Origin of the sequence: Enterocloster lavalensis, from assembly GCF_046603895.1 — a bacterium.
Classification (GTDB): Bacteria; Bacillota; Clostridia; order Lachnospirales; family Lachnospiraceae; genus Enterocloster; species Enterocloster lavalensis.
On sequence record NZ_CP176637.1, the window covers coordinates 5,789,282 to 5,812,696 of the forward strand.

Below are 23,415 nucleotides of genomic sequence, written 5' to 3' on the forward strand. Positions count from 1 at the left end.
TGAAATGATAAAGAAAATTCAGGTTGAACCGGTAAAATACCGGGAAAAATATTTGAGCACAAGCCTCCTGACCAAAGCGGAGGTGGAACATGCCATGGACCGGGTGGTGGAGCAGGTCCGGCAGAACATGATCTGCATAGGAGGCCGCTTCCCCACGCCGGCGGCCAAAGACGGGAGCTACGGCGTAATCGACAACATCGAGTGGACGGACGGCTTCTGGACCGGGCTTTTGTGGCTCTGCTACGAGTACACCGGGGACGGGGCCTTCAGGGAACTGGCGGAGCGCAACGTGGAGTCCTTTTTAAACCGGGTGGAACAGCGCATCGAGCTGGATCACCACGATCTGGGTTTCCTCTACTCCCTCTCCTGCGTGGCCGGATACAAGCTGACCGGCTCCGGGACGGCCAGGAGGGCCGGGCTTCTGGCTGCGGATAAGCTGATGGAACGGTTCCGGGAAACGGGCGGTTTCATCCAGGCCTGGGGAACGCTTGGAGCCAGGGATAATTACCGGCTGATCATCGACTGCCTGCTGAACATTCCGCTGCTCTACTGGGCGTCCCGGGAGACCGGGGATGAGCGGTATGAGAACGCGGCCAGGCGGCATTACCAGACGGCCTGCAATAACGTGATCCGGGACGACGCCTCGGCTTACCACACCTTTTACTTTGACCCGGAGACCGGGGAGCCGGTTAAGGGTGTGACCAGACAGGGCTACAGCGACGATTCCGCCTGGGCCAGAGGTCAGGCCTGGGGCGTGTACGGGCTGCCCTTAAACTACCGCTACACCAGGGATGAGAGCGCGTTTAACCTGTTCGAGGGCATGACCAATTACTTCTTAAACCGGCTGCCGGAGGACGACGTGTGTTACTGGGACCTGATTTTCGGAGACGGCTCCGGCCAGTCCCGGGATTCCTCGGCGGCGGCTGTGGCGGTCTGCGGGATTCACGAGATGGAGAAGTACCTGCCCGAGACCCATCCGGACAAGGAGACCTACCGGTATGCCATGCACCGGATTCTGCGGTCCCTGACGGAGCGCTACGTGAACCCGGAGACGGGAGCAGGGAAGCCGGTTCTGCTCCACGGCGTTTACTCCTGGCATTCGGGCAAGGGCGTGGACGAGGGAAATATCTGGGGAGACTATTTCTATATGGAAGCGCTGGTGCGGTTCTGGAAGGACTGGAACCCGTACTGGTAAACGGCGGCGGTCGCGGGCAGAGCCTGTGGGCGATTGCTGAATGTAATGGGCCGCGGGCAGAGCCTGTGGGCGATTGCTTAACAAGACAAACTATAATATGAGGAGGATTTTATAATGGCAGAGCCAAATATCGTAGCATTCAGAATTGACGAGCGCTTAATCCACGGGCAGGGACAGCTCTGGATCAAAGCCCTTGGGGTGAACACCGTGATCGTAGCCAACGATTCGGCCAGCGAGGATTCCATGCAGCAGACGCTGATGAAGGCGGTGGTGCCCAAAACCATCGCAATGCGGTTCTTTTCCGTGCAGCACACCTGCGACGTGATTATGAAGGCATCGCCCAAACAGAGCATTTTCATCGTGTGCAAGACGCCGGAGGATGCGCTTAAGCTGGTGGCCGGAGGCGTTCCGGTGAAGGAGATCAATGTAGGCAACATTCATCACGGGCCGGGCAAGGAGGAAGTGAGCAAATACATCGCCCTGGGGCCTGAGGACAAGGCGGCGCTGCGGGAACTGCGGGATAAATACGGCGTGGTCTTTAACACAAGAGCAACCGCTTCCGGGGACGACGGCTCCGCGAAAGTGGATTTAAATAAGTTCTTATAATCTAAAGGAGGGGTTTATCGTGACAATCAGTATTTTTCAATGTGTATTAATCGGTTTGTGGACAGCCTTCTGCCTGGCGGGCATGCTGTTCGGCATCTACACCAACCGCTGCCTGGTGATGGCCGCGGGAGTGGGCCTGATTCTGGGCGACCTGCCCACCGGTTTGGCTATGGGCGCTGTAGGTGAGCTGGCGTTTATGGGCTTCGGCGTTTCCCAGGGAGGCTCCGTGCCGCCCAACCCCATGGGCCCCGGTATTGTTGGAACCATCATCGCCATCACCATGAGGGGGTCGGGCATCGACGTGGGCTCCGCCCTGGCGCTTTCCTTCCCCTTTGCGGTGGCCTTCCAGTTCGTGATCACCGCCACCTACACCTTTGCAACCACGCTGACCAGCTACGCTTACAAGGCGCTGGACCGGAAGAATTTTAAGGGCTTCCGCATTGCAGCCAACGCGACCGTGTGTATCTTCGCTGTGGTCGGCTTTGTCATCGGATTCGGCGGAGCGTTCAGCTCCGAGGGCCTGCAGAAGGTGATCTCCCTGATTCCGGCCTGGCTGTCCGAGGGGCTGGGAGTGGCTGGAAAAATGCTTCCGGCAATCGGATTTGCCATGATCCTGAACGTGATGGCAAAGAAGGAGCTGATCCCCTTCGTACTGATCGGCTACATTGCAATCGCTTACTTAAACCTTCCCACCATGGGCGTGGCCGTTGTGGGAACCGCAATCGCGCTGCTGGTGTTCTTCCATATGGGGAAGGGCGGCAGTGAAACTGTAGAAGAAGTGGAGGTTGAATTTGAAGATGGCATCTAATCAGCTGGTAAAAAACGATTATGTGAAAACATCCCTGCGGGCCTATTTCCTGCAGAACGGCTTTAACTATGGAAACTATCAGGGCCTTGGCTACGCCAACGTGATGTATCCGGCGCTGCGCAAGATGTATAAGGACGATGACGACAAGCTCCAGGCGGCGTTAAAGGACAACATTGAGTTCTTCAACACCAATATGCATTTCCTGCCCTTTATCACCAGCCTCCACCTGGTCATGCTGGAGAACAAGACTCCGGCCAAGGAGATCCGCAACATCAAGATGGCGCTCATGGGCCCCTTAGCCGGAATCGGCGATTCCCTGGCTCAGTTCTGCCTGGCCCCGCTGTTCGCCACCATCGGCGCCTCCCTGGCCCAGGAAGGCCTGATCATGGGCCCGATCCTGTTCTTCGTGGCCATGAACGCCATCCTGCTGGCGGTGAAGCTGCTGACCGGTATCTGGGGCTACAAGCTGGGCACCAACATCATTGAAACCCTCAGCGCCAGAATGGAACAGATTTCCAATGTGGCCAGCATGATCGGCGTGACCGTGATTTCCGGCCTGGCGGTGAATTTCGTGAAGATCACGACGCCCATCCAGTACGTGGCCAGCATGCCCGGCGACCAGCAGAAGGTTGTGGCGATCCAGGAGATGATCGACGCCATCGCGCCCAGGCTCCTGCCCGTGCTCTTCACCGGCCTGATCTTCTACCTGATCAAGGTGAAAAAGTGGACCACCTACAAGCTGGTGATCCTGACGATCATCCTGGGCGTGGTGCTGTCCGTGCTCCATCTGATCGCATAACTGAAACAGACACATATTCCGGATATTTGAGGGGGTGTGCGCCCGCGGGGATTGCCGCGGACGCCGCCTCCTTGAGCTGTATGAATGGATAGAGAGAGGAAGAAAAATGGCGGAACAGGGAAGATTTGCCCGGCTTTTGGACCGGGTTAAGGCATGGAGGACGGAGTACGGCCCGGAGGAGGCCGCGGCGTATCTGCGGGAGCGCTGCGGCGGGGAGGCCGGGCAGGTGATCGAAGCGGCGGGGCGGCTGATGGACCAGACCTTTGTGTTCACGGACCCCTGGGATATGGAACCCTGCGGGGAGCCGTACACCTTTCCGGAAATGCGGTGGAACGAGGCGCCCAATGGGGACCCGGAGTGGGTGTACATGCTGAACCGGCACGACAGCCTGCAAAAGCTGTTGCAGGCCTGGCGGCTGACCGGGGACGAGGCCTACGCCGGGAAACTCAAATGGTATCTGTTCCACTGGATGGAGCACAATCCGCTGATACCGGGAGGGGAGACGGTGCGGACCATCGACACGGGGATTCGCTGTATGAACTGGACCATGTTTTTACTGTTTCTTCTGGACGGCGGCCTGGTATCGGAGGAGGAGACAGAACGGGTTCTTGCGGGCATGGGGGACCAGTTTCAGTACCTGAGAGAGGCTTACATTGGGAAATATACCCTGAGCAACTGGGGACTTTTGCAGACCACGGCCATGTGCGCCGCCTACTGCTGGTTTGAGGAGTATCTGCCGGGCGCAGGGCTTAAAACATGGGCCTGGAAGGAACTGGAAACGCAGCTGGAGCTTCAGGTGGGGGATGACGGCTCCCACTGGGAACAATCCATCATGTACCACATGGAGGTGCTGAACAGCTGTATGAAACTGTGGGCGGTTTGCCGGTTTGCCGGGGAGGAAACGCCGGGATGGCTGAGAAGGACCGTGGAGCGGATGAGCCGGTACGTGCTGTTTGCGGCCGGGCCGGATCACCGGCAGCTGGCTCAGGCGGACAGCGACGTCACGGACGTGCGGGACGTGCTGACAAAGGCAGCCGTGTTCTGCGGCAGTCCGGAATTAAAAGGGGGCGGATACAAGGCGCTTGATCTGGACAGCTGCTGGCTTCTGGGGAGCTGGGGGCTGCGGGTGTACGAGAACCTGGCGGAGGGAAGGCCTGCAGAGACTTCCCTGGTCTGCGGGGACACGGGAAATATCTATTTGCGCAGCGGCTGGGAGGAGGACGCCCATTACACCTATCTGCACTGCGGCCCCTTGGGAAGCTCCCACGGCCACGGGGATCTGACCCAGATTTGTCTGTACTTTGAGGGCAGGCCCTTTCTGGTGGACAGCGGGCGCTACAGCTACCGGGAGGACGAGCCGCTCAGAGTGAAGTTCAAGGAGGCCGGGGCCCACAATGTGTGCACCATCGACGGAGCGTCCCAGGCCAGAGCAGAGGGTTCCTGGAGTTACCGCTCTTATGGGGAGGCGTTTCGGAACAGCTGCCGGGAGAAGGGCCCGCTGCATTTTGCGGAGCTGGCCTACCACGGCCTGACGGAACAGGGGCGGCCCTGTCTCGTCAAACGCAAGGTGGCGGTTCATGACAGCGGATTCTGGCTGATCGTCAACGACATATGTTGCGAGGGGAGCCATAGGGTGAAGGAACGCTATCACCTGGACGGCTCGGTTCGGGCGGAGCGGGATGTGCAGGCGGAGGCCGGGGCGGGGGAGGTCCCGCGCTGGCGGCTTCTGTCGGGGGACGTCTGCCTGAACCTGTGGGGACAGCAGGATTTTAGCCTGGAGCCCTGTTGGGTGTCCCCGCGGTACAACTGTCTGGAAAAGAGCGGAAGGCTGACGGGCGTCCGCTGCTTTGAGGACCGGTTTACGGGCTGGACCGCCTTTGCCGGGGACGGGATCCGGGTAAAGTCCGTGCCGGTGCAGAGGGCCGGAGACAGCCGGGAGGTGGGGGAGGAGACGGTCACGGCGGTAGAATTCCTGCTGGGGGAGCGGGAGTCCTGGATCATTCTGATATGGAACCGGGAAATCTGCCGGGGGACCAAGCTTCTCATCTGCCGGGGCGTTCCCGTATACGGGCGCGCGGTGGCGCTGCATGTCCGGGACGGGGAGCTGTGCGAACGTCTGCGGCTGTAAAACGCATTTTTTCCGGAATTAGGATTCCGTTGGAAATCGTTCTGTGTTATGATAAATAGGAGTTGGGATGCGGCTGTCCGGAGCGGTTTAAATGCAGGGCGGCTGCGGCGAGAAAAAGCGGGGCCCGTGGACCGGCGGTTTGTTGCAGCGGCGGCGGAGACGGGCGGAGGTTACGATGAAAAAGTTGACGATCAATGAAATTGCGGAGCGGGCGGGAGTCTCCAAAACCACCGTATCCTTTTATTTAAACGGCAAGACGAACAAGATGTCGGATGAGACAAAGCGCAGAATCCAGCACATTATCGATGAGACGGGGTACGAGCCCAATGCGGCGGCCAGGGCCATGAAGGCCAAGAGCAGCGGAATGATCGGGGTGATTCTGGGGGATTTGGCGGACCCCTATTCCTGCCAGGCGTTAAAAGGCCTGGAGGACGCGGCCGGTTCCCAGAACATCCAGGTGATGGTGGCGGGCAGCGGCATGAATTTCAACAGCGAGAAGGAGATTGTGGAGCGGATGCTGAAGATGGGGGCGGAGGGATTTATCATCCAGTCCACCTACCGGTTCGGCATGATGGCGGGCAGCCTGGAGAAAAAGCGCCGTCCCATTGTGTATCTGGACGCCAAACCCTACGACTACCGGGGCCGCTGTGTGAAGAGCAATCATTACGAGTGCGTTTATCAGGTGATCACGGAGTGCATCGGAAAGGGCTACGAGGATTTTATGATGTTCTCGGACGATTTTTCCACCTCCAGCACGGGATTTGAGAGCATGCAGGGCTACAAGGACGCGCTGCAGGACGCGGTCCGGGACGGGGGGACCTTTTATATGGCGGAGGGACGCCGGTCCGGGGACGTGTACGAGGTGCTGAGCCAGAATCTGAATCTGGAGCGCCGCACCCTGATCTATGTGGCGGACCCGCCGCTGTACCAGGTGGTATACCAGGCGCTGCGCCGTTACCCGGATTACATGGAACTTCTGAAAGGGAGAGTGGGGCTGATCGGCTTTGACTGCGACGGCTGGACCCGCATGACCACGCCGCCTTTGGCCGCGATTATCACCCCCGCCTACCAGGAGGGAGTGAAGGCGGCGGAGGAGCTGATGGATATTCTGGACGGAAAGAAAGCGGAGGGCGACGTGGTGTTCAAAAACATCGTCAAATACCGGGAGAGCGTAAACTGACAAGGAGGGGACATGGAGGTTCGCATTTCGGACTGCAGGCTTCATTATGAGGAGGCGGGAAGCGGGGAACCCCTGGTCCTGCTCCACGGAAATGGGGAGGACTGCGGTTATTTTGCCCGCCAGATGGATTACTTTTCCACAAAATACAGGGTGATCGCGCTGGACACCAGAGGGCATGGAAAATCAGAGCGTGGTTCTGCGCCGTTTACCATCGCCCAGTTTGCGGAGGACCTGCGGCAGGCCCTGGAGAAGATCGCGCCGGAGCCGGTGCATCTGCTGGGGTTCTCCGACGGTGGCAATATCGCCGTGGCATTTGCCCTGCGCTGGCCCGGGCTGCTTCGCTCCCTGATCCTGAACGGGGCCAATCTGCGGCCTTCAGGGGTGAAATTCTTTGTTCAGGCCCCCATTGTGCTGGGTTATGGTCTGTGCCGTCTTTTGAGCCCGTTCTCGTCGCAGGCGGGAAAGAATGGGGAACTGCTGGGGCTGATGGTGACCCAGCCTCATGTGGAGGAACGGGAGCTTGGTGCCATCCGTGTACCCGCCCTGGTGATCGCAGGGAACCGGGATATGATCCGGGAAGCCCACACCAGGAGTATTGCGGCGGGGATTGCGGGGAGCAGACTGGTGATTTTAGAGGGAGATCACTTTGTGGCGTCGAACGAGCCGGAGGCGTTCAACCGGGCGGTGGAGGCCTTTTTGGAGGAAGTGCGCGGCGGTAAGTGAATGGAGAGGAGCTGTTGGGAGCGTTTTGGCGTTCCGGGCAGTTCTTTTTTTGTTTGACTATTGACACGAATGTATGTTCGTGATACTATAAAGATAGATCGAACGCACGTTCTTTTTGGATTATATATTTAACGATTGACGTTGCCGCCGTTGCCGGGATCGGGGCGCAGGAGAGTTGGAGGTGTGTGCTGAGTGAAGATTACAAGGGATAACTTAGATGAAGTCATGTTTGAGAACCATGACGCCAGACTGTTGATTGAAGACGTGGTAAGCCATACCAGCGCGAATCTGTATTATTACCACGATATTGAGATTACCGTTGAGAAGGCGCTGGATATCTGGTACAAGGCTCAGGCCGCCGACGAGGAGGCCCATAGCTTTTACAGCGTATCGTTTCTGGATTTTGGGAAGGACCGGATGCCGGAGATGCTGTGCTCGTGAGGAGCGCCGGGGTTTTGATGTTCTGCGGTCACAGGACTGGCAGAGAGAATGGGTTGACGTAAAACGGATGGTGATATCCGTTTTGCGCCAACCCAAATCGTCGAATGCGATGGGCCGCTGGCGCAGCCTGCGGCCCGTTGCTCTGTGGTTATGCGGAAGCGCCTTCTTCCAGGGTGGGAGCCGCCGCGTTTTTCCCCTTGCCCAGCACGCAGGTGAACACAAAGGTTCCCAGGCAGACGGCGGCGAAAAGGATTCCCGCCGGGTACGCGATGGCGGTGGAGAGCTGGAAGCCTTCCTTGGCGATCAGTATGTAGGTGCAGGACACCGCGGACATGAAGGTAGCCGGAAGAGCGGTGATCCAGTAGAAGCGTTTTCTGCGGAACAGGTAAACGCTCGCGGACCACAGGGCGATCATGGCCAGGGTCTGGTTGCTCCAGGAGAAGTATCTCCACACTACCTGCACGTCGAACTGGGTCAGGATGGAGCCGACGCCCAGCAGGGGGATGGTCAGCAGCAGGCGGTTTTTGATGGGCTTCTGATCGATTTTGAACCAGTCGGCCAGGGTCAGGCGGGCGCTGCGGTAAGCGGTGTCCGCAGAGGAGATGGGGCAGGCGATGACGCCGATCATGGCGATGACCGCGCCCACCGGTCCCAGGAGCTTGAAGCAGATTTCGTAAACCACGCTGGACTGTCCGCCGCCAAGCGCTGTCAACAGTCCGCCGGTGCCGTTGTAGAACGCCACGCCCGCAGCGGCCCAGATCAGGGCGATGACGCCCTCGGCCACCATTGCGCCGTAGAACACTTTGCGGCCGTCGCGCTCGTTTGTCAGGCAGCGGGCCATCAGCGGGGACTGGGTGGCGTGGAAACCGGAGATCGCGCCGCAGGCCACGGACACGAACATCGTGGGCCAGATGGGGGTATTGGCCGGGTGCAGGTTCGCCAGGGTGATCTCAGGGATGGTGTAGCCGCCCAGGAGGATGGCGCCGCCCACGCCCAGGGCCATCACGATGAGGCAGATTCCGAATATGGGGTAAATCTTGCCGATCACCTTGTCAATGGGCACGAAGGTGGCGATAAAGTAATAGATCAGAACCACGGCCAGCCAGAACCTGGTGTTCAGCACATTGGGGGTCAGCATGGCCAACAGGTTGGCCGGGCCGGTGGAGAAGCTTACGCCCACCAGCACCAGGAGTACGACGGAGAATACCCGCATTACCTGCTTCATGGTGGTTCCCAGATAGGTGCCGGTCAGCTCCGATACGCTGGCTCCCTTGTGGCGCATGGACATCATGCCCACCATATAGTCGTGGACGCCCCCGCCGAGAAGGGTTCCGAAGGTGATCCACAGGAACACGCTGGGACCCCAGCAGGCACCTGCCAGAGCGCCGAAGATAGGTCCAAGGCCGGCGATGTTGAGCAGCTGGATCAGAAAGATCCGGGCGGTTCCCATGGGAACGTAGTCGCTTCCGTCCTCCATGGTGATGGCCGGGGTTTTGCGGTCGTCGGGTCCGAACACTTTTTCCGCGATTTTACTGTAAACGGTAAATCCCACAATCAACAGTGCCAAACAAGCGAAGAAACTTATCATACTGAATACCTCCACGATTAATTTTATAACGGCCGTTGTATGCTTTTATTATAGGGGAAATTAGATGAAAGAAAATAGTTTTTGCGTGAAATGCAGTGTATTGTGCACAAACAGTCAAAAAAAGCGCATTAACGTTTTCTTAGCAGACAGACGTTAATGCGTTTTTCGGAAGCACCGCGGCAGAGGGGGAGGGTCAGAGTCCCAGCAGCTGGCGCAGGTTTTTGACCTTCTCCCGGCTGACGGGCAGTATGTTCTTTTCAAAGCCCTGCATTTTCACGGCAAGGCTGTTGTTGGCCCAGGGGAACATCTCGCTGATATAGTTCAGATTCACCAGGTAGCTCTTGTGGATGCGGAAGAATCCCTGGGGGCTCAAGCGCTTTTCGTACTCGCCCAGGAGCTGGTTCTCGGTGTAGTCCCCCTCGGTGGTGTGGATCAGGCAGCTGCGCCCGCAGGTCTCCACATACACGATCCGGGAGATATCCAGCAGGACGATCTTTCGGTCGGAGCTGATGGCCAGGCGGCCGGCGGGCTGGGCCGGGGAGGAGCTTTCCAGATCCTTCCGGCATTTTTCCAGGACGCGGCGCACCCGTTCCGGATCAAAGGGTTTTAAGATGTAGTTGTTGACGCCCAGCTCAAAGGCTTTTACCGCGTACTGGGAGTAGGCCGTTGCGAACACAATCTGGGCCCGTGGCATCATCCGCCGGGCGGCGGCTGCCAGCGTGGTTCCCTCCATATCGTTTAAATTGATGTCGATGAACAGCAGGTCGAAGTCGCCGGAGCTGATAAGCTCCAGGGCGGAGGCGCCGCTGTCCGCCTCCCCGATCTGGCTGCCTGGCAGCACCTCCAGAATCTGATGGATCAGTTCCCGGCGCGCCGGGCGCTCGTCGTCGATAACCGCTATTTTCATAGAAATTTCCCCCTGTATTGATTGTTTCGTTTGAATCTGCAGCGTGTCCGCTCAGACGGCGTCAGACTTTGGAAGACCTTCTGCGGGAACGGTGAAGTAGACGCAGGCGCCTTCGGGCGTATTGACAGCCTGCAGCCCGTTTTCCTCTCCGTAGATACTCTTTAGGCGGCGGTGTACATTCTCCAGTCCCACCCCTCCGTTTCCCGTTCCGGACTGCAGGTTTTCAAGCACGGCGGGCGGAATGCCGGGGCCGTGGTCTGAGACGGAGATTTCCGCCAGGCCGGCCCGGCGCACGGCCCGGATGGAGACGAAGCGGTTGCCGGATTTGTCCGCCCCGTACCGCACGGCGTTTTCCACCAGCGGCTGAAGGATAAAGGAGGGGACCATGCAGTCCAGATCCTCGTCCACATGGATTTCCACGGACAGCTTTTCCTCGAACCGGGCCTTTTCCAGCTCCAGATAGCTGTTCACATGGTAGAGCTCCGTATGCAGGCTCAGCATGTAGCGGTCGTTTTCCAGCGTCTGCCGGTAATAGCTGGACAGGGTCAGAATGAGCTCCCTGGCCCGGTCGGGATTCTCCCGGCAGACATAGGAGATGGTGTTCAGCGCGTTGTAGAGAAAATGTGGGTTTACCTGGGACTGGAGGGCGCGCAGCTCGGCTTTGCGGCGCAGCTTTTTCTGGTATTCCAGGTCCGAGAGCTCCAGCTGGGTGGAGAACAGCCGGGCCAGCTCATCCGCGAAGCTCACGTTGGCCTCGGAGGTGTGCCACTGTTTTTTTACCATGATGGTCAGACTGCCGATGGGCTCGTTGTGTTCGATCAAGGGAGCCGCTATGATGGTGTGGCCTTTTAGCAGGCTGTAAAGCGGGTCCTGCTTCTCGGCGCTCACAAAGGTGGTGGCCTTTTTATCCTGGATGGATTTCAGAATGGGCTCCAGAATCCGGTCTGTTTTCTGGTCCGTGTATTTGGGGTCGCCGCAGAAGGCCAGTATTTTCCGGGTATCGGTGATCATCACCGCGGCGCAGGAGATGGACTGGTAGATGATCTGGGCGGCTGACTCCATATCCGCGGTGCTGTACAGTCCTTTTCGCAGATGGGGCAGGCTCTGGTCCGCGATGCGCAGCGCCAGGCGCATCTTCCCGGCGAACACGCTGTCCTCCTCGATGAACACCCGGTTGAAGGTGCGGATGAATACCACCATACCCAGGGCGTTCATGGTGATCATGGGAAATGCGATCAGCCGCACCAGATCCAGGGCCGCCTGGAAGGGGCGGGAGATGAGGAGGATGATCGCCATCTGGGCCACCTCCGCCGCTGCGGTGATGAGAAAGATGCCGGTTCCGTCCAGGCGGCCCTGCTTGAAGCGTTTGGAAAATGCGGAGCCGATAAGTCCCTCCACGAAGGTGGACACCGCGCAGCTGACGGCGGTGAAGCCGCCGATGTCAAAGAGGTAACGGTGCATGCCTCCGATGATAGCCGCGCCCATGCCGGCGTAGGGGCCTCCCAAAAGTCCGGCGGCCAGCACGCCGATGACACGGGTGTTGACGATTGCGCCCTGGGCCCGCACCCCGGTGTAGGTGGACACGATGCTGATCGCGCCGAAGATCAGCGCCAGGGCGATCTGGCCGGACACAGGATTGTTGGAGTTGAGCAGCAGGCGGCGCACGAAGGGGACATGGGTGAGCAGAGTGGCGATCAGCACCAGCAGTCCGATATTGAGCAGAAGGCTGAAAAACATGGTGTTGGGCATAGGGGCTTCCTCCGATCCGTAAGGGATTTTCGCATGGGCAGGGATACGTTTCTTTGATTATATATTGTCGGCAGCCGCAGGCTGTCGATAAGAGATACGTTTCCTTGATTATACCAGACAATAGGTGAAAATTGCAAAATGTACTTGCCGGAAAATGTGATTTAATGATTATCATTAAATAATTATTGACTTTCATATCCGCCTGCTGATATACTGGAAGAAAGATAGAAAGAAATTGTGAAACAGTACCGGAATGCGCCGGGCCGGAGGCGGAATCCAGATTCCGGATTCCGTTTCCCGGTCCACAGTGGGAATCCACAGGATGGAGGTAAGTATGCAGGAACAGATGGAACGATTGAGAAAGATCAAAACGAGTTGCCGGGTGATCCGGGGTTTTTTATGGATCATGATGGGGTTGATGGCGCTTTTTGCCGTATCCTACGTGTGGTATGGCATCAAGGTGGCCGCGGCTCCGGAGTCGGCCTTCACGGCGGCGGAAAACCGGTTCGGCGGGTTGTCCGTGGACATGGCGGGGCAGAATTTCCAGGTGGGGTCCTCCGTTCCGTCCTACGCCTCACCTGTGGGTATCCGGGGAGCCTATTCCCCGAAGACGTTGCAGATGGTGAACATGGGGCTGGGATTTGTCCTGGTGCTGGTGCCGTTTTCTGCCGTGATCTGGGAGATCCTGCGGATTCTGGGGCGGGTGATGGCTGGAGAGTCTCCCTTCTGCGCGGAGAATATCCGTGCGGTGAAGTTCGTGGGCTTTATCCTGTTGTTTCTGGGGCTGGCTTCCAAGATCCTTTACCTTTTGGGCATCACCTATCTGGTGTTTAAAGGAGAAGTCTCGGGGATGAGCTTTCTCTTCGACTATCTGGTGGCGTTTACTGGAGGTTTACTGCTGGTTCTGGCCCGGATTTTTGAGTACGGCTCGTATCTTCAGAGCGAGTACGACGCCACGCTTTAAGGGGGCTGCCATGGCGATTATACTTCGTTTGGACCGGGTGATGGCGGACCGGAAGATGTCTCTCAACGAGCTGTCCGCCCAGGTGGGAATCTCCAATGTGAATCTGTCCAATTTAAAGACCGGGAAGGTGAAGGCCATCCGTTTCTCCACCCTCGAGGCTATCTGCCGGGCGCTGAAATGCCAGCCCGGCGATATTCTGGAATTTCAAGAGGATTGAGGCCGCACGGGGACTGTTGGGGAAGCCCGGCCCTTGCAGACAGCGCTCCCGCCTCCTGTGAGAAAAATTTATGTGAAAAATTAGATTTTTGACAGGTCGAATCCCCGGTTTTTATGTCGGATTTCCATCAAAAACGGTCTGGGAACCAGGTGCAGATTGCTGTCACGGACCGGGGCGGATTGCCGTATTTTCCATAAAATGCAGGGATTTGGGCGGTTTCAGGGCCGCCCGGTTCACATCGTTACATAAATAACGTTGATTTATTGATCTATTATTTATTATAATTGTACATTATCATTCCTTGCTGTTATACTGGAAGTACATGGCATGAACAGAAGGAGGACAATGGTCAAATGGGTTACAAAGTAAGCTATGAACAAGCGGATAAGATCTTTGAGAAGCTCAGCGAAACATACGAAATCTGGGCTCCCAAGCGGTTTAAGGGAAAGGGTAGGTATTCCCAGACCGATCTGATCCGCTACGACAGAGTCTGTCGCGCGGAGGATATTGAGTACCGGGAGAAGTCGGATATGCCGGCTAAGGAGGTGCTCAGCCCCATCACTCAGTCTCTGTTTTATTTTACCGAAGACGAGTATATCGAGAGCAAGGCTACCAGTAAGAAGCTGCTGATTTTTATGCGCCCCTGCGATATCCACGCACAGCACCACCAGGAGCGGATTTACCTGGGCAACGGCGGTTTTGAGGATCTGTACTACAAGCGCATGAACGAAAAAGTGAAGATCGTGATGATGGAGTGCACAGAAGGATGGGATACATGCTTCTGCGTCAGCATGGGAACCAATAAGGCCGACGACTATGCCGCGGCGGTCCGGTTCGGCGACGGCGAGCTGCTCTTCGACGTGGAGGACCAGGATCTGGCGCCCTATTTTGAGAAGATGGAAGAAAACGGCTTTAAGCCGGATTACATAAAGGAGAACGAGATTTCCCTGACTGTTCCGGAGATCCCGGACAAGGACGTTCTCACCAAGCTGAAATCTCATCCGATGTGGCAGGAATACAACGGCCGCTGCATTTCCTGCGGCGCCTGTACGGTGGCCTGCAGCACCTGTACCTGCTTTACCACCACCGATATCATTTACAATGAGAACTCCAACGTGGGCGAGCGCAAGCGCACCACGGCTTCCTGCCAGGTTGAGGGCTTTGACCAGATGGCCGGCGGCATGGCGTTCCGCCACACGGCCGGAGACCGCATGCGTTACAAAGTACTCCACAAGTTCCACGACTACAAAGCGCGCTTTAAGGATTACCATATGTGCGTTGGCTGCGGGCGCTGTATCGACCGCTGTCCGGAGTTTATCTCCATTGTGGCCACGGTGAACAAGATGGCGAAGGCGATCGACGAGATCACTGGAACTGAAAGCTAAAGAATTGAGGTGGAGGAAAAATGGAAAATATCGTAAAACCAGTTGCATGCAGGATTATGGATGTAAAGCGTGAGAGCCTGCACGAGTATACATTTAAAGTTGAAACCGATATCAAGCCTCAGCACGGACAGTTTTTACAGCTCTCCATTCCCAAAGTGGGCGAGGCTCCGATCTCTGTCAGCTCCTTTGGCGACGGCTGGATGGACTTCACCATCCGTTCCGTTGGTAAGGTGACGGACGAGATCTTTAACAAGCAGCCCGGAGACACCCTGTTCCTGCGCGGCGCTTACGGCAAGGGCTGGCCTGTGGAGCAGTTTGCGGGCAAGCACGTGGTGCTGATCACCGGCGGAACCGGTTTGGCGCCGGTGAAGAGCATGCTGAACATGTTCTACGATCAGCCGGATTTTGTGAAGAGCGTACATCTGATCTGCGGCTTCAAGAACGAGGAAGGCATTATTTTCAAGAGCGATTTGGAGCGCTGGAAAGAGAAATTCAACACCATTTACGCCCTGGACAGGGATCAGAAGGAAGGCTGGAGCACCGGTTTTGTGACGGAGTTTGTTGATAAGATTCCCTTCGACAGCTTTGACGGAAACTACGTGGTAGTGATCGTAGGCCCGCCGCCAATGATGAAGTTCACCGGCTTAAAAGCGGTGGAGTGCGGAGTGCCGGAGGAGAAGATCTGGGTGTCCTTTGAGCGGAAGATGTCCTGCGCAGTCGGAAAATGCGGACATTGCCGGATCGACGAGGTATACGTCTGTCTGGACGGCCCGGTATTCAACTATACCCAGGCAAAATATCTGGTGGATTAAGAAAGGGGCGGATCGGTTATGAATCACGATATTAACATAAAGAAGGTACGGATTAACTGTTTCAGACAGTCCAAGGTCAAGGGCGAGTTCATGCTGCAGATGCGTGTACCCGGAGCCTTGATCAACGCCAAGCACCTGAGCATGGTTCAGGAGATCTGTGAGCGCTGGGGCAATGGAACATTTCACATGGGAACGAGACAAACACTTGACATTCCCGGGATTAAATACGAAAATATTGAAGAGGTCAACAAGTTCATCAAGGGTTACATTCAGGATGTGGACGTGGAGATGTGTAACGTGGACATGGACGTAAACGACGGCGGCTATCCCACCATCGGCGCCCGCAACGTGATGAGCTGCATCGGCAACGCCCACTGTATCAAGGGCAACGCCAATACATATGAGCTGGCCCGCAAGATCGAGCGGATCGTGTTCCCGTCCCACTACCACATCAAGGTGGCTGTGGCCGGATGTCCCAACGACTGCGTGAAAGCGAACTTCAACGATTTCGGCATCATGGGCGTGAATAAGCAGGTCTACGATGTGGACCGCTGCATCGGCTGCGGCTGCTGTGTGGAGGCCTGCCAGCATCATGCCACCGGCGTGCTGAGCTTAAACGCCAACAACAAGATCGACAAGGATACCTGCTGCTGCGTGGGCTGCGGCGAGTGTTCCCTGATCTGCCCCACCGGCGCGTGGAGCAGAGGCACCAAGCAGCTCTACCGCGTGACCCTGGGCGGCCGTACCGGCAAGCAGAATCCCAGAGCGGGCAAGCTGTTTATGAACTGGGTGACCGAGGATGTAATCCTGGCCATGTTCGGCAACTGGCAGAAGTTCTCCGCCTGGGTGCTGGATTACAAGCCCGAGTACCTGCACGGCGGCCATCTGATCGACCGGGCGGGCTACAAGGAGTTCAAGAAGCGCATTCTCGAAGGCGTGGAGTTAAATCCCGAGGCAAAGGTTGCGGACGATATCTTCTGGGCTGAGAACGAGCAGCGCGGCAATATGCACGTGATGCCGGTTTCCCAGCACAAGACGGCAGGACCTCAGAACTAAAGCTGACATCCGGCCCTGGGGCGGCAGGGGCAGAACCGGAAGACCGTGGGGCCGGATTGCAGCCAATCAAGAGAAAGCTTAGGAAACGACCAGTATGTACTGTATCAGTGTAAGTTACAAGAAAGCTCCGGCGGAGATCCGGGGGCGGTTCGCCTTCGACGCCAGGGAGAAGGAGGCGCTAGCCGGAACGCTGCGGGAGAGCGGAGCCGTGGACGGCTGCGTGGTGCTCTGCACCTGCAACCGCAGCGAGGTCTACTTATCCGGCGGAAAGGCGGCCATCCGGGCGCTCCAGGAGGCGGTGGCCTCCATAAAGGCGGTTCCGCAGCAGGAGCTGCTCAAATACCTGAACATATACAGCGGTGAAAGAGCCACAGCACACCTTTTTAAGGTGTGCTGTGGCTTTGACTCCATGGTCCTGGGGGAGGATGAGATCTTGGGACAGGTGAGGGACGCTTACCAGGCGGCCCTGGAGAAAAAGCATGTGGACTATGAGCTCAACGTGCTGTTTCAGAGGGCCATCGCCTGCGCCAAGCGGATCCGTACGGACACCCGCATCTCCACCACACCGCTGTCCGTGGCCACACTGGTGGCCAATGAGGTGTTCCATTTCCCCGCGCAGGGAATCAAGCGGGTGATGATCATCGGCATCACCGGAAAGATGGGAACCACCATCGCCAAGAATATTCTGGCCAAGCCGGGAATCCAGGTGACGGGCACGGTGAGAAGCCATCACGCCGTGCTGGATTTTGCGCCAAAGGGGGACCGGGTGAAGTTGGTGGACTACCGGGACCGTTACCAATATATGGGAGAGATGGACATTGTGATCAGCGCCACCACCAGCCCCCATTACACCATCACCCGGGATGAGCTTGCCCGGGCCATGGCCGGGAGGGAACCAGACCGTCCGCGCCTTCTGATCGACGTGGCGGTGCCCCTGGATATGGACCCCGAGGCGGCCAAGCTGCCGGGCGTGACCCTGAGGGACATTGATTATTTTGACACCCTTTCCAAAAACAACGAGCAGATCCGCTTAAAGGAGCTGGACCGGGCCAGGGCCATTATGGAGGAGGACCTGGACGGGGCGGTGAAGGAGATTCTGTTTCATCCGTACATCGGCCGTCTGGCGGAGCTTCGGACCGCTTTTGCCGGGCGCAGCCCGGAGAGCCTGTTGTTTATGATCCGGGACCGGGTGGACAGCGAGGAGCTGAAGGTGGTCTTAAAGGTGCTGGACGGCCTGGAGACCTGGGTAAAGGAGGCGTAAGGTTGGCGTATTTCCCTTTTTATATGGATGTGGAGGGCATGGTCTGTCTGATCGCGGGGGGCGGTAAGGTGGCTTCCCGCAAGGTTTTTACCATGCTGGAGTACGGGGCAGCGGTGCGGGTGATCGCGCCGGAGGCGGAGGAGGAGATCGCCGCCCTGGCGGAGATGGGACGAATCTCCTATGAGGCCAGGGCCTGCGCGCCGGAGGATGTGGACGGGGCGGATTTTGTGATCGCCGCCACCTCCGACGAGGGTTTAAACCGGGCCATTTCCCGGCGCTGCAAAAGCCTGCGGATTCCTGTCAATGTGGTGGACGTTCAAGAAGAGTGCAGTTTTATTTTCCCCGCCCTGGTGAAGGACGGGGATATTGTGGTGGGCATATCCACCGGAGGGGCCAGCCCAGCCATCGCGCGGATGCTGAAGGACCGGGTCCGGGCCGCCATCCCCGAGGGGGCGGGAGCCGCCGCCGGGTGGATGAAGGAGAACCGGGAAATGGTCAAGGCGCTGGTGGATTCCCAGCCGGTGCGGGAGGAAATCTTTTACCGGCTGGCCGAGCTGGCCATGAGCGCGGGCGGCGGCCTTGAGGATGGGACAGTCAAAAGAATGATCGAAAGAAAGTTGGAAGAGAGCCATGGATAATACCACACATACCATACGCATAGGAACCAGAAACAGCCGGTTGGCCATGATACAGACCGGGATGGTGGCGGATTCCCTGCGGGCCGCGGCTCCGGGCACCCAGGTCCTTTTGGAAGCGCGCCTGACCACCGGGGATAAGATTTTGAATAAACCACTGCAGGAGTTCGGAGGCAAGGGCGTGTTCGTCTCCGAGTTCGAGGAGGGGATTCTGGAGGGACGTCTGGATCTGGCGGTCCACAGCGCCAAGGATATGCCGATGGAATTGGCGGCGGGTCTTTCCATCGTGGGCGTGCCCCGGCGGGAGGACCCCAGGGACGTGCTGGTGACGGCGGCCGGACGTCCGGTTCCGGAGACCGGGGAGATTGTGATCGGCACCTCCAGCCCGCGCAGAAAGCTTCAGATCGAGCTGTTGGGAACAGAACTGTGGCCCGGCGGTTCGGTGCGGTGTGAGAATCTGCGTGGAAATGTGCAGACCCGCTTAGGAAAGCTGGAGAGCGGCATGTACCACGGCATCATTCTGGCCGCGGCCGGACTTAAGCGGCTGGGGCTGCTGGAGGATCCACGCTACAATTTCCAGTTTCTGGAATGCGAGAGCTTCATCCCGGCCGGAGGCCAGGGGATCCTGGCCGTGGAGGGCAGGGCGGACAGCAGGGCGGCCGGAATTTTAAGCGGGATCAGCCACCGGGAAACGTGGCTGTGCCTGAATCTGGAGCGGCAGGTGTTAAAGCTCCTGGACGCCGGGTGCCACGAGCCCATCGGCGTCTACTCCCGGCTGGAGGGCGGTCTGCTGGAAGTATTTGGAATCAGCGGCAGGAACGGCCGGGTATACAAAATCCATCTGAAAGGACAGCCGGAGGAGGCGGGGGAGCTGGCCCGCCGTGCGGCTGAGGGTCTTGGCGGAGCATGAGAAACGGTATGGTAGTATTGGTGGGGGCCGGCCCCGGTGATCCGGGGCTGATCACGGTAAAGGGGCTTTCCTGCCTGAAAGCCTGTGATGCGGTGGTTTACGATTCCCTGTCCTCTGAGCAGCTTCTGGCCGCGGCACGCCCGGACTGCCGGAAGGTATACGTGGGCAAGCGGGCCGGCCGGCATTCCATGAAGCAGGAGGAGATCAACCGGCTGTTGGTGGAGCTGGGAAGAGAGGGCCTCTATGTGGTCCGGTTGAAGGGCGGAGATCCCTTCGTGTTCGGAAGGGGCGGGGAGGAAGCTCTGGCCCTGGCGGTGGAGGGGATTCCCTATAAGATCATTCCCGGAGTCACCTCGGCGGTGGCCGTGCCGGAGTGCGCCGGTATCCCGGTGACTCACCGGAGTTTGAGCCGCAGCTTCCACGTGATTACCGGCCACACCAAGGGCGAGGAAGGCGGATTACCCCCGGAATTCGGCCAGGTGGCGGCGCTGCCCGGAACCCTGGTATTTCTTATGGGCTTAAACAGCCTTCCCGCCATTGTGGAGGGGCTTGTGAAGGCCGGAAGGCCGGAGAGCCTGCCTGCCGCCGTGATCGAGAACGGCACCCTGGAAAATGCCAGAACCGTGCGGGGCTGTCTGGGAGATATCCAGGGCAAGGTGCTGGAAGCAGGGCTTCACACGCCTGCCATCATTGTGGCCGGGGAGGCCGCCGCCCTGGATCTGTCCTGCAAGTCGGGGCTGCCCTTAGGGGGAGTCCGGGTCGGGATTACCGGCACTGCATCGTTTCGGGAACGGCTGGGAGCGCTGCTTGACAGCCTGGGCGCGAAGGTGGAGTGCGCGGGAGCCATGGAGGTGAACTCCCACGCGGACTCCCCGGAGATGGAGGCGGCTTACGGGCGGCTTTCCCGGTATGAGGTGATTGTGTTCACCAGCGCCAACGGCGTTCGGTTGTTTTTCAGCGGCCTGTTAAAGTCAGGGCGGGATTTCCGGGCCCTGGGCCGGGTGAAATTTGCCGTGGTGGGGCCGGGAACCGCCGGGGAGCTGCTCAAATACGGCTTCCGGGCGGACTACATGCCCCAGGTGTACCGGACGCGGGAGCTGGCGGAGCTGTTGGCGCAGGTATGCCAGACCGAGGGCGGTGGGGCAGCCCTCACAGCACGGGAAGGGGCGTCTCCGCGCATTCTGATCCCCCGCTCCCGGGGCGGCTCCCCGGAGCTGACGGAAATTTTATCCCGCGCGGGTGTTGCCTTTGACGACATTGTCCTGTATGATGTAACAGGCGGGCTTCCGGTCCAAGAAGCAGCCGGGCCGCAGACGGGCTGCGACTACATCACCTTTGCCAGCGCCTCTGGCGTGGAAGCGTATTTCGAGCAGATGGGCGGCGAGGCCATGGAACGGCTGGCGGGTATCCGCACCGTGTGCATCGGGGATGTGACGGCGGGAGCCCTTGAAAGCCATGGGCGCCGCGTGGACGTGCTGGCGAAGGAATTCACCGTCCGCGGCATGGCCGAAGCCATCTTAAACGACAGATCAGAAGGAGACGAGAGACGATGAAGCTGGATGAATCAAAAATCTTATACGACCGTTCCCGGGAGGTATTTCCGGGCGGCGTCAACAGTCCGGTGCGGGCCTTCGGTTCCGTGGGCGGGACGCCGGTGTTTGTCAAGCGCGCAAGCGGGTCCCACATCTACGACGAGGACGGCAACGAATATATCGACTATGTGGATTCCTGGGGGCCCTGTATTCTGGGGCACGGCTGCGAGCCGGTGATCCGGGCGGTGCAGGAGGCCTGCGCGGACGGCCTTTCCTTTGGCGCGCCCACCCGCAAGGAGCTCACCCTGGGGGAAATGATCAAGGCCTGCCTCCCATCCATGGAGATGATGCGTATGGTCAGCTCCGGCACCGAGGCGGTGATGAGCGCCATCCGGGCGGCCAGGGGTTATACCGGACGGAATAAGATCATCAAGTTCAAGGGCTGTTACCATGGCCATTCCGACGGCCTTTTGGTGAAGGCCGGCTCCGGCGCGCTGACCGGCTCGGCCCCGGACAGCGCCGGTGTTCCCCGCTCCTACACCAAGCATACGCTGCTGGCGGATTACAACAGCCGCGAGTCCGTGACCCGTCTATTTGGCCAGCATCCGGGCAAGATCGCAGCCGTGGTGGTGGAGCCGGTGGCGGCCAACATGGGACTGGTTCCCCCGCAGCCGGGATTTCTGGAGTTTCTCCGCGAAATCACCACGAGGAACGGCGCGGTTCTGATTTTCGACGAGGTGATCACGGGCTTTCGCATGGGGCTGGGCGGGGCCCAGGGATATTATCATGTGACGCCGGATTTGACCACTCTGGGCAAGATCGTGGGCGGCGGCATGCCCATGGGCGTCTACGGCGGCCGCAGGGAGATCATGGAGTCGGTTTCCCCGCTTGGAAAGGTCTACCAGGCGGGAACCTTGTCCGGCAACCCCATCGCAACGGCGGCGGGCATCGCCACCTTAAAGATCCTGATGGACGGACCCGAGCTGTACGAAGAACTGAACGCAAAGGCCGACCGTCTGACCGCAGCTCTGGCGGCGGCTCTGCCCAAGGCACAGGTGAACCGGGCGGGATCTCTGTTCAGCGTGTTTTTCACCGAACAGCCGGTGACGGATTACGAGAGCGCCCTGACCTCGGATACCGGGCTTTACGGGCGGTATTTTCACTATCTTTTGGAGAACGGCATCTACACCGCGCCGTCCCAGTTTGAGATTCTGTTCCTCTCCGCCGCTCACACGGAGGAGGATATGGAAAAGACGTGCCGCGTGATCGAGGCCGCGGCCAGGGAGGTAAAATGATGGAACTGACCAACAGACCCAGAAGGCTGAGAACCAGCCCCGTGCTGCGCAAAATGGTGCGGGAGACCAGGATGGACAAATCCTCCCTGATTTATCCCATGTTCGTGCGGGAGGGGCAGAACATAAAGGAAGAGATTCCCACCATGCCGGGCCAGTACCGCTACAGCCTGGACCGGCTGCCCCAGGCACTGGCTGAGGTGGCGGATGCGGGCGTGCCCAGCGTGATGCTCTTCGGAATCCCGGACCACAAGGACGAGTGCGGCACCGGGGCCTGGAGCGAGGATGGAATCATCCAGCGCGCATTCCGCCTTGCCAAGCGGGAGGTGCCGGACCTGTACTATATCGGCGACGTGTGCATGTGCGAGTACACCTCCCACGGCCACTGCGGCATCCTGGACGGGGAGTACGTGGACAACGACAAGACTCTGGAGTATCTGGCACGGATCGCCTTAAGCCAGGTCCAGGCAGGGGCGGACATGGTGGCCCCCTCGGATATGATGGACGGCCGGGTGGCCGCGATCCGGGAAAAACTGGATGAGAACGGCTACTGCACGGTGCCCATCATGTCCTATGCGGCCAAGTACGCCTCCTCCTTCTACGGGCCCTTCCGGGACGCGGCCGGTTCCGCCCCCGCCTTCGGGGACCGCAAGAGCTATCAGATGGATTACCATAACCGGAAGGAGGCCGTGAAGGAAGTATTCTCCGATCTGGACGAGGGTGCGGACATCATTATGATCAAGCCCGCCCTGTCCTACCTGGACGTGATCCGGGACGCTGCGGAACAGATCGACGTGCCGGTGGCCGCCTACAGCGTCAGCGGCGAGTACGCCATGGTGAAGGCCGCGGCCAGCCTGGGGTATGTGGACGAGGAGAGCATCATCTGCGAGACGGCCACCAGCATCTACCGGGCGGGAGCCGGGATTCTGCTGACGTATTTCGCCAAGGAACTGGCGAAGTTTATGGACCAGGGCCGGATCGGGTAAATGCGTGTGGGCGGCGGCACTGTTCTGCGTGTCCGCCGCCCGGCAGCTTGCTCATACCGGGGACGGCCCGCCCCTTACGGCGCTTTGCAGCTGAGGTTGTGAAGCGCCGTATTTTTGTGCTATCCGGAGCTGGCGGCGTTGACCCGGGGAAAGTAGAAAAGTCCACAGAATCGTTATTTTTTACACTCCATAACTGCCTCCTCATATGCGATAATAGAAGCAGAAAAAGACGGAGGAGAGA

The 23,415-nt window shown here is 58.7% G+C and carries 22 protein-coding genes; 19 read left to right on the top strand and 3 right to left on the bottom strand.

Annotation, left to right across the window (positions count from 1 at the left end):
- Window positions 1–4: 4 nt before the first annotated feature.
- The 8 genes from ACK2JC_RS25945 (at window position 5) to ACK2JC_RS25980 (ending at window position 7,880) form a co-directional block, all read left to right on the top strand.
- Window positions 5–1,195, top strand: coding sequence for a glycoside hydrolase family 88 protein (locus tag ACK2JC_RS25945; protein WP_368274695.1), 1,191 nt, complete (start codon window positions 5–7; stop codon window positions 1,193–1,195).
- 114 nt (window positions 1,196–1,309) lie between these two features.
- Window positions 1,310–1,801 (top strand): PTS system mannose/fructose/N-acetylgalactosamine-transporter subunit IIB, encoded by a 492-nt coding sequence (locus ACK2JC_RS25950; protein WP_118754137.1) that lies wholly within the window; start codon window positions 1,310–1,312, stop codon window positions 1,799–1,801.
- A 19-nt stretch (window positions 1,802–1,820) separates the two neighbouring features.
- A complete protein-coding gene (locus tag ACK2JC_RS25955) occupies window positions 1,821–2,609 on the top strand; it encodes a PTS mannose/fructose/sorbose/N-acetylgalactosamine transporter subunit IIC (protein WP_368272135.1) in 789 nt (262 codons plus the stop codon).
- Window positions 2,599–3,408 carry a PTS system mannose/fructose/sorbose family transporter subunit IID gene (locus ACK2JC_RS25960; protein ID WP_024734974.1) on the top strand — a complete coding sequence of 270 codons (810 nt, stop codon included), beginning with the start codon at window positions 2,599–2,601 and terminating at the stop codon, window positions 3,406–3,408. Before ACK2JC_RS25955 ends, ACK2JC_RS25960 begins: the two co-directional genes overlap by 11 nt.
- Window positions 3,409–3,514: 106 nt before the next feature.
- Complete coding sequence (locus tag ACK2JC_RS25965) at window positions 3,515–5,536, top strand: heparinase II/III family protein (RefSeq protein ID WP_320936676.1); 2,022 nt, start codon at window positions 3,515–3,517, stop codon at window positions 5,534–5,536.
- A 175-nt stretch (window positions 5,537–5,711) separates the two neighbouring features.
- Window positions 5,712–6,716 carry a LacI family DNA-binding transcriptional regulator gene (locus ACK2JC_RS25970; protein WP_092361195.1) on the top strand — a complete coding sequence of 335 codons (1,005 nt, stop codon included), beginning with the start codon at window positions 5,712–5,714 and terminating at the stop codon, window positions 6,714–6,716.
- Window positions 6,717–6,728: 12 nt separating this feature from the next.
- Window positions 6,729–7,439: an alpha/beta hydrolase gene (locus ACK2JC_RS25975; protein WP_320936675.1), complete on the top strand. Its 711-nt coding sequence runs from the start codon at window positions 6,729–6,731 to the stop codon at window positions 7,437–7,439.
- A 192-nt stretch (window positions 7,440–7,631) separates the two neighbouring features.
- Window positions 7,632–7,880, top strand: coding sequence for a hypothetical protein (locus ACK2JC_RS25980; RefSeq protein WP_092361107.1), 249 nt, complete (start codon window positions 7,632–7,634; stop codon window positions 7,878–7,880).
- A 148-nt stretch (window positions 7,881–8,028) separates the two neighbouring features.
- Here ACK2JC_RS25980 and ACK2JC_RS25985 read toward each other — a convergent pair whose 3' ends face one another.
- From ACK2JC_RS25985 to ACK2JC_RS25995, 3 genes are all read right to left on the bottom strand, one after another.
- Entirely contained in the window at window positions 8,029–9,468 is a 1,440-nt protein-coding gene (locus ACK2JC_RS25985) for a carbon starvation protein A (protein ID WP_092361108.1), read from the bottom strand.
- Between the two features lie 193 nt (window positions 9,469–9,661).
- Window positions 9,662–10,375 carry a LytR/AlgR family response regulator transcription factor gene (locus ACK2JC_RS25990; protein ID WP_092361109.1) on the bottom strand — a complete coding sequence of 238 codons (714 nt, stop codon included), beginning with the start codon at window positions 10,373–10,375 and terminating at the stop codon, window positions 9,662–9,664.
- Window positions 10,376–10,426: 51 nt separating this feature from the next.
- Window positions 10,427–12,124 carry a LytS/YhcK type 5TM receptor domain-containing protein gene (locus ACK2JC_RS25995; protein ID WP_368272136.1) on the bottom strand — a complete coding sequence of 566 codons (1,698 nt, stop codon included), beginning with the start codon at window positions 12,122–12,124 and terminating at the stop codon, window positions 10,427–10,429.
- 334 nt (window positions 12,125–12,458) lie between these two features.
- Here ACK2JC_RS25995 and ACK2JC_RS26000 point away from each other — a divergent pair, with 334 nt between their 5' ends.
- The 11 genes from ACK2JC_RS26000 to hemB all read left to right on the top strand — a co-directional run bounded on the left by ACK2JC_RS26000 (window position 12,459) and on the right by hemB (window position 23,174).
- Window positions 12,459–13,088, top strand: coding sequence for a DUF2975 domain-containing protein (locus tag ACK2JC_RS26000; RefSeq protein ID WP_166445576.1), 630 nt, complete (start codon window positions 12,459–12,461; stop codon window positions 13,086–13,088).
- A gap of 10 nt (window positions 13,089–13,098) precedes the next feature.
- Window positions 13,099–13,305: a helix-turn-helix domain-containing protein gene (locus tag ACK2JC_RS26005; protein WP_007712462.1), complete on the top strand. Its 207-nt coding sequence runs from the start codon at window positions 13,099–13,101 to the stop codon at window positions 13,303–13,305.
- Window positions 13,306–13,658: 353 nt separating this feature from the next.
- Window positions 13,659–14,690: an anaerobic sulfite reductase subunit AsrA gene (gene asrA / locus ACK2JC_RS26010; RefSeq protein ID WP_320936999.1), complete on the top strand. Its 1,032-nt coding sequence runs from the start codon at window positions 13,659–13,661 to the stop codon at window positions 14,688–14,690.
- Window positions 14,691–14,710: 20 nt separating this feature from the next.
- Window positions 14,711–15,502 carry an anaerobic sulfite reductase subunit AsrB gene (asrB, locus tag ACK2JC_RS26015; RefSeq protein ID WP_320936998.1) on the top strand — a complete coding sequence of 264 codons (792 nt, stop codon included), beginning with the start codon at window positions 14,711–14,713 and terminating at the stop codon, window positions 15,500–15,502.
- 18 nt (window positions 15,503–15,520) lie between these two features.
- A complete protein-coding gene (asrC, locus tag ACK2JC_RS26020; protein ID WP_092361114.1) occupies window positions 15,521–16,558 on the top strand; it encodes a sulfite reductase subunit C in 1,038 nt (345 codons plus the stop codon).
- A gap of 94 nt (window positions 16,559–16,652) precedes the next feature.
- A complete protein-coding gene (gene hemA / locus ACK2JC_RS26025) occupies window positions 16,653–17,819 on the top strand; it encodes a glutamyl-tRNA reductase (RefSeq protein WP_320936997.1) in 1,167 nt (388 codons plus the stop codon).
- Window positions 17,820–17,821: 2 nt separating this feature from the next.
- A complete protein-coding gene (locus tag ACK2JC_RS26030; RefSeq protein WP_302327338.1) occupies window positions 17,822–18,457 on the top strand; it encodes a bifunctional precorrin-2 dehydrogenase/sirohydrochlorin ferrochelatase in 636 nt (211 codons plus the stop codon).
- Window positions 18,450–19,364, top strand: a complete 915-nt coding sequence (gene hemC / locus ACK2JC_RS26035; protein ID WP_320936996.1) for a hydroxymethylbilane synthase — start codon at window positions 18,450–18,452, stop codon at window positions 19,362–19,364. The genes ACK2JC_RS26030 and hemC overlap by 8 nt, the downstream gene beginning before the upstream one ends.
- An 8-nt stretch (window positions 19,365–19,372) precedes the next feature.
- On the top strand, window positions 19,373–20,917 hold the full coding sequence (cobA, locus tag ACK2JC_RS26040) for a uroporphyrinogen-III C-methyltransferase (RefSeq protein ID WP_320936995.1): 1,545 nt from the start codon (window positions 19,373–19,375) through the stop codon (window positions 20,915–20,917).
- The gene (hemL, locus tag ACK2JC_RS26045; RefSeq protein WP_320936994.1) at window positions 20,914–22,191 is read left to right on the top strand and encodes a glutamate-1-semialdehyde 2,1-aminomutase; all 1,278 of its coding nucleotides are present in this window, start codon (window positions 20,914–20,916) and stop codon (window positions 22,189–22,191) included. Before cobA ends, hemL begins: the two co-directional genes overlap by 4 nt.
- Complete coding sequence (hemB, locus tag ACK2JC_RS26050; protein WP_092361119.1) at window positions 22,191–23,174, top strand: porphobilinogen synthase; 984 nt, start codon at window positions 22,191–22,193, stop codon at window positions 23,172–23,174. Before hemL ends, hemB begins: the two co-directional genes overlap by 1 nt.
- Window positions 23,175–23,415: the final 241 nt, after the last annotated feature.